Origin of the sequence: Pseudonocardia broussonetiae (assembly GCF_013155125.1) — a bacterium.
GTDB classification, from domain to species: Bacteria; Actinomycetota; Actinomycetes; order Mycobacteriales; family Pseudonocardiaceae; genus Pseudonocardia; species Pseudonocardia broussonetiae.
This window is the reverse complement of record NZ_CP053564.1, coordinates 6287272-6302992: the sequence shown is the minus strand read 5'-3', so window position 1 is coordinate 6302992 and position 15721 is coordinate 6287272. Positions and strand designations below refer to the sequence as shown.

The 15721-nt window shown below is 76.5% G+C and carries 17 protein-coding genes; 12 read left to right on the top strand and 5 right to left on the bottom strand.

Annotated elements, in window-relative coordinates; all coding sequences use genetic code 11:
- Positions 1 to 17 precede the first annotated feature (17 nt).
- The 3 genes from HOP40_RS30565 to HOP40_RS30555 all read left to right on the top strand — a co-directional run bounded on the left by HOP40_RS30565 (position 18) and on the right by HOP40_RS30555 (position 2807).
- Complete coding sequence (locus tag HOP40_RS30565; RefSeq protein WP_172165618.1) at positions 18 to 308, top strand: hypothetical protein; 291 nt, start codon at positions 18 to 20, stop codon at positions 306 to 308.
- Positions 309 to 567: 259 nt separating this feature from the next.
- Positions 568 to 1608: an NlpC/P60 family protein gene (locus HOP40_RS30560; RefSeq protein ID WP_172165615.1), complete on the top strand. Its 1041-nt coding sequence runs from the start codon at positions 568 to 570 to the stop codon at positions 1606 to 1608.
- Between the two features lie 83 nt (positions 1609 to 1691).
- The gene (locus tag HOP40_RS30555; RefSeq protein ID WP_172165612.1) at positions 1692 to 2807 is read left to right on the top strand and encodes a glycosyltransferase family 4 protein; all 1116 of its coding nucleotides are present in this window, start codon (positions 1692 to 1694) and stop codon (positions 2805 to 2807) included.
- A 98-nt stretch (positions 2808 to 2905) separates the two neighbouring features.
- Here the strand turns inward: HOP40_RS30555 and HOP40_RS30550 are convergent, their stop codons facing one another.
- Positions 2906 to 4687 (bottom strand): AMP-dependent synthetase/ligase, encoded by a 1782-nt coding sequence (locus tag HOP40_RS30550; protein ID WP_172165609.1) that lies wholly within the window; start codon positions 4685 to 4687, stop codon positions 2906 to 2908.
- Positions 4688 to 4793: 106 nt separating this feature from the next.
- Here HOP40_RS30550 and HOP40_RS30545 point away from each other — a divergent pair, with 106 nt between their 5' ends.
- From HOP40_RS30545 to HOP40_RS30520, 6 genes are all read left to right on the top strand, one after another.
- The gene (locus tag HOP40_RS30545) at positions 4794 to 5186 is read left to right on the top strand and encodes a polyketide cyclase / dehydrase and lipid transport (protein WP_205346974.1); all 393 of its coding nucleotides are present in this window, start codon (positions 4794 to 4796) and stop codon (positions 5184 to 5186) included.
- A gap of 9 nt (positions 5187 to 5195) precedes the next feature.
- Positions 5196 to 5984 (top strand): metallophosphoesterase family protein, encoded by a 789-nt coding sequence (locus HOP40_RS30540; protein ID WP_172165603.1) that lies wholly within the window; start codon positions 5196 to 5198, stop codon positions 5982 to 5984.
- 78 nt (positions 5985 to 6062) lie between these two features.
- Positions 6063 to 6503: an SRPBCC family protein gene (locus HOP40_RS30535; RefSeq protein WP_172165600.1), complete on the top strand. Its 441-nt coding sequence runs from the start codon at positions 6063 to 6065 to the stop codon at positions 6501 to 6503.
- A 21-nt stretch (positions 6504 to 6524) separates the two neighbouring features.
- Complete coding sequence (locus HOP40_RS30530; RefSeq protein WP_172165597.1) at positions 6525 to 7748, top strand: ArsA family ATPase; 1224 nt, start codon at positions 6525 to 6527, stop codon at positions 7746 to 7748.
- Positions 7745 to 8146: a hypothetical protein gene (locus HOP40_RS30525; protein WP_240157370.1), complete on the top strand. Its 402-nt coding sequence runs from the start codon at positions 7745 to 7747 to the stop codon at positions 8144 to 8146. The genes HOP40_RS30530 and HOP40_RS30525 overlap by 4 nt, the downstream gene beginning before the upstream one ends.
- Entirely contained in the window at positions 8140 to 9096 is a 957-nt protein-coding gene (locus HOP40_RS30520) for an ROK family protein (protein ID WP_240157369.1), read from the top strand. Before HOP40_RS30525 ends, HOP40_RS30520 begins: the two co-directional genes overlap by 7 nt.
- A 7-nt stretch (positions 9097 to 9103) precedes the next feature.
- Here HOP40_RS30520 and HOP40_RS30515 read toward each other — a convergent pair whose 3' ends face one another.
- Positions 9104 to 9622, bottom strand: a complete 519-nt coding sequence (locus tag HOP40_RS30515) for a winged helix-turn-helix transcriptional regulator (RefSeq protein ID WP_172165594.1) — start codon at positions 9620 to 9622, stop codon at positions 9104 to 9106.
- Between the two features lie 82 nt (positions 9623 to 9704).
- Here HOP40_RS30515 and HOP40_RS30510 point away from each other — a divergent pair, with 82 nt between their 5' ends.
- Positions 9705 to 11132: an MFS transporter gene (locus HOP40_RS30510; protein WP_172165591.1), complete on the top strand. Its 1428-nt coding sequence runs from the start codon at positions 9705 to 9707 to the stop codon at positions 11130 to 11132.
- 5 nt (positions 11133 to 11137) lie between these two features.
- Here the strand turns inward: HOP40_RS30510 and HOP40_RS30505 are convergent, their stop codons facing one another.
- Positions 11138 to 11617, bottom strand: a complete 480-nt coding sequence (locus HOP40_RS30505; RefSeq protein WP_172165588.1) for a hypothetical protein — start codon at positions 11615 to 11617, stop codon at positions 11138 to 11140.
- Positions 11618 to 11774: 157 nt separating this feature from the next.
- Here HOP40_RS30505 and HOP40_RS30500 point away from each other — a divergent pair, with 157 nt between their 5' ends.
- Positions 11775 to 12548: a lysophospholipid acyltransferase family protein gene (locus tag HOP40_RS30500; RefSeq protein ID WP_172165586.1), complete on the top strand. Its 774-nt coding sequence runs from the start codon at positions 11775 to 11777 to the stop codon at positions 12546 to 12548.
- A gap of 23 nt (positions 12549 to 12571) precedes the next feature.
- Here HOP40_RS30500 and HOP40_RS30495 read toward each other — a convergent pair whose 3' ends face one another.
- Positions 12572 to 14812 carry a GGDEF domain-containing protein gene (locus tag HOP40_RS30495; RefSeq protein ID WP_172165583.1) on the bottom strand — a complete coding sequence of 747 codons (2241 nt, stop codon included), beginning with the start codon at positions 14810 to 14812 and terminating at the stop codon, positions 12572 to 12574.
- Between the two features lie 174 nt (positions 14813 to 14986).
- Here HOP40_RS30495 and HOP40_RS30490 point away from each other — a divergent pair, with 174 nt between their 5' ends.
- Entirely contained in the window at positions 14987 to 15478 is a 492-nt protein-coding gene (locus tag HOP40_RS30490) for a polyadenylate-specific 3'-exoribonuclease AS (RefSeq protein WP_172165565.1), read from the top strand.
- Between the two features lie 33 nt (positions 15479 to 15511).
- Here the strand turns inward: HOP40_RS30490 and HOP40_RS30485 are convergent, their stop codons facing one another.
- Positions 15512 to 15655, bottom strand: coding sequence for a GPGG-motif small membrane protein (locus HOP40_RS30485; RefSeq protein WP_172165542.1), 144 nt, complete (start codon positions 15653 to 15655; stop codon positions 15512 to 15514).
- Between the last annotated feature and the right edge of the window lie 66 nt (positions 15656 to 15721).

Genomic DNA, 15721 nt, shown 5'->3' with positions numbered 1-15721 from the left:
CGACCGGAGGGAGCGACATGATCGTCGACTGTGACAGCTGCGAGGTCCGCGGGAACGCCTGCGGCGACTGCGTGATCGGCGTGCTGCTCGGGGTGCCCGGGGTCCCGGCCCGGCGGCCCGACGACGTCGCGGCGGCCGAGGAGGGACCGTCCGGCGCGTCCACGGTGCAGCTCGACGCACCGGAGCAACGCGCGCTCGCCGTGCTCGCCGATCAAGGCCTGGTGCCGAGATTGCGGCTGGTGGCCGCCCCGCGTCGGCGGATGTCCGGTGGTCACGACGATGGGGGAGCGGCTCGTGACACCGGGTGACATCACGGCGTTACCGAACCGTTCCCGCAGGTCGTTGCCTCCGTTCGGGGGCGGGTCCGGCGCGGCGCGCCGGTGGCACCCCGTGGTGGACGCCCCCTGGTCGTCTCCGTAATCTCCCCGGAGCCGTGCGGCCCGTCAGCCATTCGAACGCGAAAGGCGACGCACGGTCACCATCGTTACTCCGTTCGGCGAGCGCCGTTGCTCCGGTAGAGCAGAACGTCGGTCACGATGGTGGGAACGAAGGAGACGCGTCCGAGTGGTGTCACCCGGCAGGACCCGCCCCGGCGCACCGGCTCTGCTGGCGATGCTCCTGGCCGGCGCTCTGGCCCTGGTGCTGGGGGTCGCCCCCGCCGCGGCGCAGCCCGCGCCGCCCGACAACGCCACCGACGCCGCCGCCGCGCTCGAGCAGGTGCAGCGGGAGGCCGAGGCGCTCACCGAGGAGTGGCACGCCGCCACCGACGAGCTCACGGCCCGCAAGGAGGAGCTCGCGCGGATGACCGCCGCCGTCGAGCCCGCCCGCCAGGCCGCCGACGCCGCCCGCGCCGCGGAGGAGGAGTACCGCCGGCAGGTCGACGCGCTGGCGATGTCCACCTTCGAGAGCGGCAACCTCGACCAGTTCAACGCACTGCTCGCCAGCGGCTCGCCCGAGGACTTCCTCGACCAGATGTCGGTGCTGGAGATGCTCGCGGCCGACCAGCGGATCGCGCTCGAGCAGCTGGTCGCCGTCGTCGAGGACACCGAGGACGCACAGGCCGAGGCCGACGCCGCCACCGCCCGCGCGCAGTCGGCCGCCGACGCGGCCGCGGCCGCGGAGCAGGAGGTCGCCGCCCGCAAGCGCGACGCCGAGATGCGCATCGAGGAGGCCGAGGCCCTGCTGGAGCGGCTGAGCCCGCAGCAGCGCGCCGACCGCCTCGGCCCGGGCGTCGACGGTCCGAGCGGCCCGATCAGCGGGAGCGGCGCCGGCGTCGTCGCGCTGCGCGCCGCGATCACGCAGCTGGGCAAGCCCTACCAGTGGGGCGCCGAGGGCCCGGGCAGCTTCGACTGCTCCGGCCTCACCTCGTGGGCGTTCTCCGAGGCGGGCGTCACGCTGCCGCGCTCGTCGTCGGCGCAGTCCGGGGTGGGGCGCGCCGTGGGCTGGGACGACATGCAGCCCGGCGACCTCGTCTTCTACTACAGCCCCGTCAGCCACGTCGGGATCTACGCCGGCGACGGCAAGATGGTCAACGCTCCGCAGACCGGCGACGTCGTCAAGTACGCCACCGTGTCCAGCAGCGCGTTCAGCGGCGCCCGCCGCCTCTAGACCTCGTCCGCTCCCCGGGTACGGGCGGCGGCCGGAACCACCGGCCGCCGCCCGGGCTCACCCGCCGACCTAGGCTCCCGGCCGTGCCCACCCTGCTGGTGACGAACGACTTCCCGCCGCGCACCGGGGGCATCCAGACCTACCTGCACGAGCTGGCCCGGCGGCTGCCGCCGGGGGAGCTCGTCGTGTACGCGCCCGCATGGCCGGGCGCCGCGGAGTTCGACGCCGCCTTCGCCCATCCGGTGCACCGCCACCCCACGTCGCTGATGCTCCCCGGACCCGCGGTGGCGCCCCGTGCCGCGGGCCTGGCCCGGCGGTACGGGGCGCGCACGGTCTGGTTCGGCGCCGCCGCCCCGCTGGCCCTGCTCGGGCCCTGGCTGCGCCGCCGGGCCGGCGTGGCGCGGGTGGTGGCGAGCACGCACGGGCACGAGGTGGGGTGGTCGATGCTGCCCGGCGCGCGGCAGGCGCTGCGGCGCATCGGCGAGGACGCGGACGCGGTCACGACGATCTCCCGGCACACCCGCGGCCGGGTCGCCGCCGCGTTCGGGCCGCGGGCCGCGCTGGAGCACCTGCCCTCGGGCATCGACACCGCGCGGTTCCGCCCCGACCCGGCCGCCCGCGCCGTCCTGCGCGCCCGCTACGGCCTCGGGGACGCCCCGGTGGCGGTGTGCGTGTCGCGGCTGGTGGCGCGCAAGGGCCAGGACGTCCTGGTGGCCGCGTGGCCCGCGGTCCGCGCGCGCGTGCCGGACGCGCGGCTGCTGCTCGTCGGCGACGGGCCGGACGCCGACCGCCTGCGCCGGCTCGCCGCCGCGGCGCCGGGCGTCGTCCTCACCGGGGCGGTGCCCGAGCACGAGCTGGCCGCGCACCAGGCCGTCGGCGACGTCTTCGCCCTGCCGTGCCGCACCCGCGGCGGTGGGCTGGACATCGAGGGGCTGGGGATCGTCGCGCTGGAGGCGGCGGCGTGCGGGCTGCCGGTGGTCGTCGGGCGGTCGGGGGGCGCGCCGGAGACGGTGCACGACGGCGTCACCGGCCACGTCGTCGACGGCCGGGACGTGCACGCGGTGGCCGCGGCGGTCGGGGGCCTGCTCGCCGACCCGGCCCGGGCGGCCGCGATGGGTGCGGCCGGGCGGGAGCGGATGGTGGCCGACTGGACCTGGGACGCCCGCGTGGCCCGCCTGCGCGAGCTGCTCGCCGTCTGAGCGCGAGCGACCCCCACGAAGAGTTGCAGCAAGGCCACCTTGATGACGGAAAGCGTCCACAAGGTGGCCTTGCTGCAACCTGGAGGGGGAGTGGGGGCCTAGCTGTAGATCGCCGCGATGTCGTCCGCGAACGTCTTCGCCACCACCTGCCGCTTCACCTTCATCGTCGGGGTCATCTCCCCGCCGGCCTCGGTGAAGTCGACCGGCAGGATCCGGAACTTGCGGATCTGCTCGGCCCGCGACACCGCCTTGTTGGCCTCGTCGACCGCCGCGTTCACCTCGGCCAGCAGGTCGGCGTCGTCGACCAGGTCGGCGGCGCTGTCGCCGGCCGGCTTGCCGTGGCGCTCGCGCCAGCCGGGCAGGGCCTCGCTGTCGATGGTGACCAGCGCGCCGATGAACGGCTGCGCGTCGCCGACGACCATGCACTGGCTGATCAGCGGGTGGGCGCGCAGGCGGTCCTCGAGCACGGCGGGGGCGACGTTCTTGCCGCCCGCCGTCACGATGATCTCCTTCTTGCGGCCGGTGATCGTGAGGAAGCCGCCCTCGTCGAGCTCGCCGATGTCGCCGCTGTGGAACCAGCCGTCCTCGATCGCCTCGGCCGTGGCGGTCTCGTTCTTCCAGTAGCCCCGGAAGACGATCGGCCCCTTGAGCAGGATCTCGCCGTCCTCGCCGATCCGCACGGCGTGCCCGGGCACGGGACGCCCGACGCTGCCGATGCGCTGGGCGGCGAGGGTGTTGAGCGTGATGCCCGCCGAGGTCTCGGTGAGGCCGTAGCCCTCGAGGACCGGCAGGCCGACGCCGCGGAAGAAGTGGCCCAGGCGCGCGCCCAGCGGCGCCGACCCGGAGACGGCGGCGACGACCTCGCCGCCGACGGCCATCCGCAGCTTGCCGTAGACGAGCCGGTCGAACAGGGCGTGCTTGGCGCGCAGCGCGATGCGGGGGCCGCCGGTGTCCTGCGCCTTCGACCAGGAGATCGCGGTGTCGGCGGCGGCGTCGAAGATCTTGCCCCGGCCGTCGTTGTGGGCGCGCTGGCGGGCGCCGTTGTAGACCTTCTCGAACACGCGCGGCACGGCGAGCAGGAACGTCGGCTTGAACGCCGCCAGGTCGGGCAGCAGCTGGGCGACGTCCGGGGTGTGCCCGACGATCGTGCGGGTGCACATCGCGCCGAGCTGGATGGCCTTGCCGAACACGTGCGCGAGCGGCAGGAACAGCAGCACCGAGCCGCCCGCCGTGAACAGCTCGGGGAACACCTGCGTGACGCCGCGGACCTCGGTGAGCAGGTTGCGGTGCGTCAGCTCGCAGCCCTTGGGCCGGCCGGTGGTGCCCGAGGTGTAGATCAGCGTGGCCAGGTCGTCGGCGCGGACGCCCGAGCGCCGGGCCTGCACCTCCTCCGCGGGGACGTCGACGCCGGCGGACGTCAGCGACTCCACGGCGCCCCCGTCGATCTGCCACACCGTCACCGACGGGGCGGCGACGCCGGCCACGAGGTCCTTGTGCTTGGGCGACTCCACGACGATCCCGACGGCGCCGGAGTCCTCGAGGATCCAGTTGACCTGCTCGGCCGACGACGTCTCGTAGATCGGCACGGTGACGCCGCCGACGGCGAGGATCGCGTAGTCGAGCAGCGTCCACTCGTAGCGGGTGCGCGACAGGAGCGCGACCCGGTCGCCCGCGGCGACCCCGGACGCGATCAGCCCCCGCGCGACGGCGGTGACCTGCTCGGCGAACTCGGCGGCGGTGACGTCGGTCCACGCGTCGCCGGTGCCCCGGCGGCGGTAGACGACGTCGGCGCCGTGGGCGGACGCGTTGTCGTAGACCGCGTCGACGAGGTTCTCCTCGTCACCCACGGTGATGGTGGCGGGAACGCTGTACTCGCGCACTGGACCAGTCCTCCTCGGCTGCGGCTGGGCGCAACCTACCGTGCCGTAACCCGTGTGGGGGAGGGCCGGAACCTGTCCGGTTCGCCCGGTCCGGCAGTCTGGCGCCGTGCCCTCGGTCGACGTGGTGGACGAGACGTTCCTGGCGGTGCCCCCGGAGGTGGTCGCGGCGGAGTTCGCGGTGCCCGACCGGTGGCTCCGGTGGTGGCCCGACCTGCGGCTCGCCGTCGACACCGACCGCGGCGTGCAGGGCTTCCGCTGGACGGTGACGGGCGCGCTCGTCGGCAGCATGGAGGTCTGGCTGGAGCCGGTGCTCGACGGCACGGTGCTGCACTACTTCCTGCGCGCCGACCCGCCCGGCCCCGACGGCCGCCCCGCCCCCGCCCCGCCGCGTCGCGGGGCCGCGGAGGCCCGGCGCCGCCAGCGCGCGGCGAAGGCGGTGGCGTTCGCCTGCAAGGACCGGCTGGAGGCGGGCCGGGCACCGGGGGAGCCCCCGACCTAGGATCGGATCATGCGCGTGCACGTGGTCTCCGACGTCCACGGCAACGCCGAGGCCCTCGCCCGAGCCGGCGACGGCGCCGACGCCCTGTTCGTGCTGGGCGACCTGGTCGACTTCGTCGACTACCAGAACCCGCACCGCGGCATCCTCGGCCGCGTGCTCGGTCCCGAGGTGAGCAGCCGCTTCGGCGAGATCCGCACCAACGGCGCCCCCGGCGAGCTCATGGAGTTCGCGCGCCGGGCGTGGGAGCGGGTGCCCGACCCGCCCGCCGTCGTCGCCGACGCCGTGCGCGAGCAGTACGCCGAGCTGTTCGGCGCGATGACGGCCCCGACCTGGGCGATCCCCGGCAACGTCGACCAGCCCGACCTGTGGCCCGAGTTCGCCCGCGACGGCGTGGTCGACGCCGACGGGCGGGTCGTGGAGGTGGGCGGGCTGCGGGTCGGGTTCGTCGGCGGGGCCCCGCTGCCGCCCGGGGTCGAGCCGCGCCGGGGCGGGCCGTGGAAGCCCAACATGCTGCGGTTCGCCGAGTTCGAGGCCCGCGCGGCCGCGCTCGGCACCGTCGACGTCCTGTGCAGCCACGTGCCGCCGGCCGTCCCGGACCTGGCCTACGACGTGGTGTCGCGCCGGGCCGAGTCGTCCTCGCCCGGGCTGCTCGACGTGGTCGTCCGCGACCGCCCCCGGGCCTCCCTGTACGGCCACGTGCACCAGCCCCTGGCGCCGCGGGCGCGCGTCGGGCGCACCGAGTGCGTGAACGTCGGCCACTTCCGGCGCACCGGCACGCCCTACGTCCTGCGCTGGTGACGCCCCCGCCCCGCGCTGGTGACGCCCCCGCCCCGCGCTGGTGACGCGCAGCCGGAAACCGGCCGGTAACCTGCCCGCATGGCCAACGCGACCACATCGTCGATCGACATCGCCGCCCCCGCGGAGCAGGTGATGGCGGTCATCGCCGACTTCGAGGCGTACCCCGAGTGGGCGGAGCAGGTCAAGAGCGTCGAGGTCCTCGAGCCCGGCTCCGACGGCCGCCCCGCCCGCGTGAAGTTCACGATGGACGCCGGCCCGATCAAGGACTCCTACACGCTCGACTACTCGTGGGCGCCCGACGACCGCTCGGTGAGCTGGACCCTGGTCAAGGGCCAGATGCAGAAGGCGCAGGACGGCTCCTACGAGCTCACCGAGGCGAAGGGCTCCACCACCGTCACCTACTCGCTCGCCGTCGACCTCAACATCCCGATGATCGGCATGCTCCGCCGCAAGGCCGAGAAGGTGATCATCGACACGGCGCTCAAGGGTCTGAAGCGGCGGGTCGAGAGCGCGGGCTGAGGGCCGGATACCCTCCGGCCCGTGCGCGTCGTCCTGTTCACCGGCAAGGGTGGCGTCGGCAAGACCACCCTCGCCGCGGCGACGGCCACGCACCTCGCACGCTCCGGCCGCCCCGCGCTGGTCGTCTCCACCGACCCCGCCCACTCGCTCGGCGACGCCCTCGAGGCCGACCTCGACGGCCGGCCCGTGGAGCTCGAACCGGGCCTGCACGCTGCGCACATCGACACCCACGCGCTGCTCGACCGCTCCTGGGCGCAGCTCCAGGGCCACCTGCGCACGATCCTGGCCGGGGCGGGCGTCGACGAGCTCGTCGCCGACGAGCTGACGGTGCTGCCCGGCGTCGAGGACCTGCTCGCGCTCGGCGAGGTGCGCCGCTACGCCGAGGGCGGGCCGTGGGAGGTCGTCGTCGTCGACTGCGGCCCGACGGCGGAGACGCTGCGGCTGCTCGGGCTGCCCGAGGCGCTGTCGGGCTACGTCGAGCGGCTGTTCCCCGCGCACCGCCGGGCCGTCCGGGGGATGCTCGCGGGCATGGCGGCGGGGGGCAGGGAGACGGCGACGGCGTGGGACGCGACGATCGACGCCCTCGACGCGCTCGCCGACGACCTCGGCGGGCTGCGCGAGCTGCTCGGCGACCACACCCGCACCTCGATCCGGCTGGTGCTCACGCCGGAGCGGGTCGTCGCCGCGGAGACCCGCCGCACGCTCACCGCGCTCGCCCTGCACGGCCTGCGCGTCGACGACTGCGTGGTCAACCGGATCGTCCCCGGCCCGCCGGCGTCGCTGCGCGGCCCCGCCGCCCGGTGGCTGCGCGAGCGGTTCACCGAGCAGCGGGCCGTGCTGGTCGACCTCGCCGGGCTCGGGGTGCCGCTGCGCACGGCCGACCACACCGCGGCCGAGCCCACCGGCACCGACGCGCTGCGCGAGATCGCCCGCGGCCTCTACGGCGACGACGACCCCGCGGCCCCGGGCGCGCAGGCGCCGCCGCTGCTGGAGGTGCGGCGCACCGCGGGCACCGGGACGTCGAAGGACTCGGAGTTCGAGCTGGTCCTGGCCCTGCCCGGCGCCGCCGACGGCCCGCTGGACCTCGCCCGCGTCGGCGACGACCTGGCCGTCAGCGCGGGTGGTACGCGGCGGATGGTGGCGCTGCCGTCGGTGCTGCGGCGCTGCGAGGTGGTCGGCGCCCGGCTCGTCGGCGACGACCTGTGCGTGGTGTTCCGCCCCGATCCCGCGTTGTGGGTCCGGTGACGGCCCCCGGCTGCGGCCCCCACGCGGGCCTGGGCGCCGAGCTGCGCGCCGTCGCCGTCCTCCTGCTGGACCGGCTCGGCCCCGCGCTCGACGGGCTGGCCCGCGACGCCGGGGCGTCGGGGGAGGCGCCGGCGAACGGACCCTCGACCTGCTCCGTGTGCCCGGTCTGCGCCGTCGTCGCACTGCTGCGGGGCGAGCGCCCGGAGCTGGCGGTCCGCCTCGCCGACCACGCCGCCGGGTTGCTCGACGTCCTGCGGACCGCGCTGCACGAGGGCGCGGGGGCGCCCCCGCCGGCGGCGCGGCCCTCGCCCTCGCCGTCTCCCGAGCAGCCCGCCCGCCGCGTGCAGCGCATCCCCGTGGTCCGCGAGCCCGCCCGCGCCGGGGGCGGGCGGTGCTGAAGCGCACGGCCCTGACGGTCGGGGTCGACGTCGGCGGCACCAGCGTGCGCGCCGGCGTCGTCGACGGCGAGGGCGCCGTCCTGGACACCGCCCGCGCCCCGACGCCGCGCGGCGAGGCGGCGCTGGAGGCCACGGTCGCGCGGGTGATCGGCGAGCTGGCCGGGCGGCACCGCGTGGCCGCGGCCGGCCTGGCGCTGGCCGGCTTCATCACCCCCGACCTGCGCGGGGTCCGGTTCGCCCCGCACCTGTCCTGGCGCGACGCCCCCGTGGCCGACCGCATCGCGGCGCGCACCGGGCTGCCCGTGGTCGTCGAGCACGACGCCAACGCCGCCGCGCTCGCCGAGCGCCACTTCGGCGCCGCCGCCGGGGCGTCGACGGTGGTCTTCGTGGCGCTGGGCACCGGGATCGGCGCGGCCCTGCTCGTCGAGGGGAAGCTGTTCCGCGGCGCGCACGGCGTGGCACCCGAGCTGGGGCACCTGCGGGTCGTGCCCGGCGGGCGCCCGTGCGCGTGCGGGAAGTCGGGGTGCTGGGAGCGCTACTGCAGCGGCACCGCGCTGGCCACGACCGCCGTGGAGATGATCGCCCGTGACCCCGGGCTCTCACCGGCGCTGCGCCGGCTCGTCGTCGACGACCCCGGGCGCGTCACCGGGCGCCGCGTGGCCGCGGCGGCGAGGGAGGGCGACCCGCTGGCCTGCGCGGCCGTCGCCGACCTCGCGCGCTGGCTGGGGGAGGGGCTCGCGCTGGTCGCGGACGTGTTCGACCCGGAGCTCGTCGTCATCGGGGGCGGGGTGTCGGCGTCGGCGCCGCTGTTCCTCGACGACGCCCGCGAGCACTACGCCTCGCGCCTGACCGGCGCCGGGCGGCGCCCGCTGGCCCGGATCCGCACCGCGCAGCTCGGCGAGGACGCCGCCGTGGTGGGCGCGGCGCGGCTGGCGCGCGAGGCCGGCTGAGCGGGTCTCAGGGCAGGGGCGCCAGCAGGGCGCGGGGCCCGGTCAGCGCCCGGGTCACCGCGTCGGCCCCGGGCGGCGGCGGTTCCCACCCCGGCCCCGGCGTCGTCACCGTCTCCGTGACCGGCACGGGGTGGCGGCACCGCGCGCAGGCGCCCCCGGAGTCGACGGCGCCGCCGCACCCGGCGTGGGTGGAGACGCGGCGCGGCCCGGCCGGGGAGTAGTGCGCGTCGCCCCACGCGGCCATCGCGCGCAGCACGGGCCAGAGCTCGACGCCCTTGGGCGTGAGCGCGTACTCCGAGCGCCGCCCCGGCCCCGGGACGCGCTCCAGCACGCCCTCCTCCACCAGGCGGTCGAGGCGCTCGGTGAGCACGGCGCGCGGGATGCCGAGGTGGCGGGCGAAGTCGCTGAAGCGGCGCACCCCGAAGAACGCGTCGCGGACGACAAGCAGCGACCAGCGCTCGCCGACGACCTCCAGCGTCCGCGCGATCGAGCACCGCTGACCCTGGTAGTCCCGTGGCAGCACCATGTGCCCATCATCGCACATCGGTTCGGTGACCGAACCGCGCGTGCTACGGTCCGGGCCACCACGAACCCCGGGGGAGACGCGCATGGACCGCACGGTCAGCACCACGACCGGCACCCCGCCCGGGCCGCCCGCCGGCCTGCGCCCCGGCGGCACGCTCGCCATCACCGCAGGCGGCACCCTGCTCTCGATGACGGCGTTCACCGCACCGTTCTCGATCATCCCGACGGTCGCGCGCGACCTCGGCGCCGGTCCGGTCGGCACCTCCTGGGTGCTGAGCTCGATGAGCCTCGGGCTGGCCGTCGCGCTGCTCACCTCCGGCGCCATCGGCGACGAGGTCGGGCGGCGGCGCGTGTTCGTCGCCGGGGCAGCACTGCTCGCGGCCGGCTCGGCCGCCTGCGCCCTCGCCCCCGACGCCTGGACGTTCGTCGTCGGCCGGGTGCTGGAGGGGATCGGTTCCGCCGCGGTGATCGCCTGCGGGCTGGCGCTGATCAGCCACACGTTCCCCGGCCCCGACCGCGCCCGCGCCACGGGAATCTGGGGCGCGTGCATGGGTGCGGGCCCCGCCGTCGGGCCGCCGCTCGGCGCGGTGCTGGCCGCGGTGGCGGACTGGCGCTTCGCGTTCGTCGTCGTCGCGGTGGTGTCGGTGCTGCTGGCCGTCGCCGGGCAGCGCCTGCTCACCGAGTCGCGCTCCGGGCGCGGCCGGCGGGTCGACGTCACCGGGGCGCTGCTGCTGGCCGTCGGCACCGGCGCCCTGCTCGCCGGGCTCACCGAGGGCCGCCGCGGCTGGACCGGCCCGCTCGCGCTCGGCCTCGTCGCCGGTGCGGTGGTCGTCCTCGCGGTGTTCCTGGTGCACCAGCGGCGGGCGCGGGAGCCAATGCTGGAGCTCGCCCTGTTCCGCCGGCCCGCGCTGGTCTCCGCCACGTTCGCCGCGTTCGTCACCGGCGCCGCGATCATCGCGCTGATGTCGTTCGTGGCCGTGGTGCTGGAGAGCGGTCTGGCCTACACGTCGGTGCAGGCGTCGGTGATCGGCATCGGCTGGTCGGGGTTCAGCGTCGTGTTCGCGCTGCTCGCCCGCCGGATCCCGCTGCGGGTCCCCGGCGCGGCCCGCCTCGCCGCCGGCCTGCTGACGATCGCGCTGGGCCTGCTGCCGCTGGCGCTGCTCGACACCGGCGCCCCGCTGGCGCAGGTGCTCGTGGGGCTGGTCGTGGCGGGCGTCGGCAGCGGGGTGGTCAACGCGACGCTGGCCCGTGAGGCCGTGGCGAGCGTCCCGGCCGCCAGCGCGGGCGCGGGCAGCGGCCTCAACAACTCCAGCCGCTACATCGGCGCGGCCTTCGGCGTCACGGTCGTGACGGCGCTGGCCGTGCACCCCGACGGCACCCCCGCGAGCCTCGTGGCCGGGTGGAACACGGCCGTGCTCGTCGGGATCGTGCTGAGCGTGGTGGGCGCGGTCGTCGTCCTGCTGCTGCAGCGGGCCGAGACCCGCTACCTGGCAGCGGCCGCCGCCGTCTGAGACGGCTACAGGATCGCCCCGTCGTCGTCCTGCCCCGGGCCGGGCGGGGAGGGCCACAGGCGCAGCACCAGCCAGCCGAGGCCGGCCGCGAGGGTGAGCAGCCCGAGCGGCAGGCCGTAGGTGTCGGGCACCCCGACCCAGCCGGGCGCGGTGACCAGGACGATCCCGAGCACCAGCAGCACCAGGCCGACGGCCGCGGGCGGCCCGATGCGGGGGATCGGCGGCGGCTCCGGGGGCACGAAGTGGTCGTCCTCGGGGGCCGTGCGCGGCCCCGGCCGGACGACGATCGGCGGCGGCTCGGGGGCGGTGGGCGGCGGCAGGTCCGACGACGGTCCGTCGGGCGACCCCGGCTCCCGCACGGCGGCGGGCGGCTCCTCGTCGGGCCACTCGGGGACCGCGCCCTCGCGCCGCCAGCCCGCGACGATGGCGTCGAAGTCGTCGACCCAGCCGTCGGGGTGCGGACGCTCGTCCGGATCGCCGCCCACGTGATCTCCTCGCCACCGCGCGGACCGCCGTGCGACGGCCCGCCTCCATCCTGACACGCTCGCAGCGGTGCGGGAACCGATGCGGGCCACCGCCGTTGTCGCCGCGCCCCGCCCGTCCGTAGGCTGACGCCCGTCGCGGTGAAGGGGGCACGCCCAGGTGCTGTACTGGTGGTCCAAGTTCGTGTTCCTCGGTCCGCTGCTGCGGCTGTTCTGCCGCCCCACGATCGAGGGGCTCGAGCACATCCCGGCCCGCGGCGGGGCCATCCTCGCGAGCAACCACCTCGCGGTCGTCGACTCGTTCGTCCTGCCCCTGGTGGTGCCGCGGCGGATCACGTTCCCGGCGAAGTCGGAGTACTTCACCAAGCCGGGGCTGGTCGGCCGCATGCAGAAGGCGTTCTTCACCGGCGTGGGCCAGATCCCGATCGACCGCTCCGGCGGGTCGGCCGCCCGCGACGCCATGGACACCGCGGTGCGGGTGCTGCGCGAGGGCCGGCTGCTGGGGATCTACCCGGAGGGCACCCGCTCGCCCGACGGACGCCTCTACAAGGGCAAGACCGGTGTCGCCCGGATGGCGCTGGAGGCGGGCGTGCCCGTCATCCCGGTGGCCATGATCGGCACCGACAAGGTCAACCCGATCGGGTCGCGCATGTGGCGGCCGCGCAAGGTGCACATCCGCGTGGGCGAGCCCCTCGACTTCAGCCGCTACGCCGGCATGGAGGGCGACCGGTTCATCGAGCGCTCGATGACCGACGAGATCATGTACGCGCTCATGGAGCTGTCCGGGCAGACCTACGTCGACATGTACGCGGCCTCGGTGAAGGAGCGCGCGGCGAAGGCGCTGGCCGAGAAGGCGGAGCCGGCCGCGGCCGACGGCGTCGGCGACGTCCCGCGCCCCGCCCCGCCGACGGTGCCCGACACCCGCGCCTCCTGACGGCGGCGCCCCGGGCGGTGGCCTCAGGCCTGCCCGGAGACGTCGTCGAGCTCCTGGTGGCGGCCCTTGCCGAGCAGCTTGGCCTGGTACATCGCGCGGTCGGCGTCGCGCAGGGCCTGCTCGGGCTCGGCTCCGGCCACGGCGAACGTGATGCCGATGCTCACCGTGATCGCGTGCGGCACCCCGTCGACGACGAACGGCTCGGCCAGCGCCACGACGATCCGCCGCGCCACCGACCGGGCCTGGCGGCGCACCTCGGCGCGGGCGTCGACCGGGTCGACGGCCCGCAGCGCCGGGTCGAGCACGGCCACGAACTCGTCGCCGCCGACGCGCGCGACGGTGTCCTGCGGCCGCAGGACCTTCTTGAGGCGGGCGGCGGTGGCCTGCAGCAGGGCGTCGCCGACGGCGTGGCCCGCGGTGTCGTTGACGACCTTGAAGCCGTCGAGGTCGCAGAACAGCACCGGCACCTCGCTGCCGGTGCGCGACGCCCGGTGCAGGGCGGTCTCCAGCCGGTCGGCGAGCAGGCGGCGGTTGGGCAGCCCGGTGAGCGGGTCGTGCAGGGCCGCCGCGGCGAGGCGCTCCTCGAGCTCGACGTTCTCGGTGATGTCGCGGGCGACGCCCAGCAGCGCCGTGACCTCACCCGCCTCGTCGCGGTCGAACGGCGTGACGCGCCGGGACACCCAGCGGTAGCGGCCCTGCCAGTCGCGGATGCGCAGGCGCAGCTTGAGCACGGCCCCGTCGGCGAGGCCGCGCGCGGCCTCGTCGGCGGCGACCAGGCGGGCGACGTCCGCGGGGTGCACCCGCTGCTGGCACGGCTCGCCGCCGAGCGCGACGAGGTCCGTGGGGGAGTCCTCCGGCGACCCGGTGCCCGACGGGGACAGCCACAGCGTCTCGCGGCTGCGCGGGTCGAACAGGAACAGCGTGTCCGGGCTGACGGCCAGCACGGCCTCGCGGAACGCCAGGCTCTCCCGCAGCCGGGCCTGCACGGCGCGCTCCGCGGTGACGTCGGCGAACGCGACGACGGCGCCGAGCAGCGAACCGTCGTGGTCGTGGATCGGCCCGGCCATCGCGACGACGTCGGAGGCCGGCCCGGACGCGGGCTCGATCCGCAGCGACTCGTCGGTGAGCACCTCCCCGGCCAGCGCCCGCTGCATCGGGGTGCGCGAGGGCGGCAGCGCGACCCCGTCCTGCGTGACCCGGATGCCGGTGGCGAGCACGTGCCCGTCGGCGTCGTCGACGGTCCGGTCTACGCCCGTGGCGCGCCGGTGCACGCGGTTGCGCACCAGGACGTTGCCGTCGGCGTCGCAGGCGAGCACCCCGGCGTTGACGACCTCGAGGACGGCCAGGTCGAACCGGCGCAGCCGGGCGAGCTGCACCAGCGCGGCCTCCCGCTGGGCCACCGAGATCGCCAGCGCCAGCACGACGACCGCGCACGACCCGAGGTAGAGCTGCTCCAGGGTGCCGGTGACGGCCGGCCCGTGCGCCCGCCCCGCGGCGGCGAACGGGCCGCCGCCCAGCGCGCTGAGCACCCCGACGACCACGCCGACGGCCACCAGCTGGGCCGACGCGGCCCGCACGCCCAGGCGCAGCCCGGTGCCGGCGAGCGCGGCGACGACGAGGAACCCGAGCGGCATCGTCTGCCCGGGCAGGAACACCACCACGGTCCCGGCGACGACCAGCGCCCACAGCGCCGCGACCTCCCACCGGCGCGGGGGAGCGGCGCGATCGGGCAGGTGCATCACCGCCGGCACCAGCACGACGATCGCGGCGCCGTGCGCGGCCGCGGCCGCCGACCCCGCCGCCCAGGGGTCCCCGGCGGCCAGCAGCGCCACGCCCGCGGCGCTGAGGGTCCCGGCGACCAGCGCTCCGGCGCCCGCGGCGCCGAGCAGGCGCGCCAGCTGCGGCAGCGTGCGCAGCTCCGGGTGGCCGTCGGCGGACAGCAGGCGCGCGGCCAGGGCCGCCTCGGCCACGTTGGCGGCGGTGAAGGCCACGGCGAGGGCGACCGGCCGGCCCCCGAGGAGGTTGGCCGCGAGGATCCCGGCGCCCACGGCGATCAGCACCGCCCCGCGCCGGCGGCCGGTCGTGCAGGCCGCCGCCGCGACGGCGACGCCCGCCGCGGGCCACCACGCCGCCACCCCGGAGCCCTCGGGGCGCAGCACCACGGCGCCCAGGGCGAGCACCAGCACGGCGACGCCCACGACGAGGGGGGAGCGGGTCCACGCGGCGGCCGGCCAGGCGGCACGCGGCGGCGACGGTCCGGTCATGGGTCCCCCGAGGTCCCTACGGCACCGCCCGGCCGAGGCCTTCCGGGAACGTGCGGGCACGGTGCTCCACCAGTGGTATCGGAGCCTGCCCGATCCCGTTAGCGACGCGTCGCCCGGGGTGGCGGGGACCGGCCGCCCGGGCGGCCCGCCGGACCCGGCGGCTAACCTCGTGACGTGCGCTTCTTCTACGACTGCGAGTTCATCGAGGACGGCACCACGATCGACCTGGTGTCCATCGGGGTGGTCGGGGAGGACGGACGCGAGTTCTACGCGGTCTCCACCGAGTTCGACCCGTCGCGCGCGGGGGCGTGGGTGCGGGCCAACGTGCTGCCCAAGCTGCCCTCGCCCGCCGACCCCGCGTGGCGGTCCCGGTCGCGCCTGCGCGCCGACCTGCTCGACTTCGTCACCGAGCCCGGCGGGGACGTGGAGATGTGGGCGTGGATCGCGGCGTACGACCACGTGGCGCTGTGCCAGCTGTGGGGGGCGATGCCCGCCCTCCCGCGGGCGCTGCCGCGGTTCACCCGCGAGCTGCGCCAGCGCTGGGAGGACGCGGGCCGCCCGGCCCTGCCCCCGCCCACCGCCGACGCGCACGACGCCCTGGCCGACGCGCGGTTGAACCTGCGTCGGTGGGAGGCGATCGAGTCGGCGGTGGCCGCCCGGTCCTGACCGGGAGGGGTCACGGGGTCAGGGCGTGAGCGGTCAGGTGAAGATGCTGACGCCGCCGGGGCCGACGAGCAGCCCGACGACGATCAGCACGATGCCCCACACGAGCTGCTTGCGGATGATCGCCAGGACGCCGGCGACGACGAGGACGACTGCCAGGATCCAGAGGATGGTTGCCATGAGGTCAGGTATCCGGATCGTCCTCAGTGGAATCGGGCCGTTCGGGTGACGTACCGGGCACCGGCC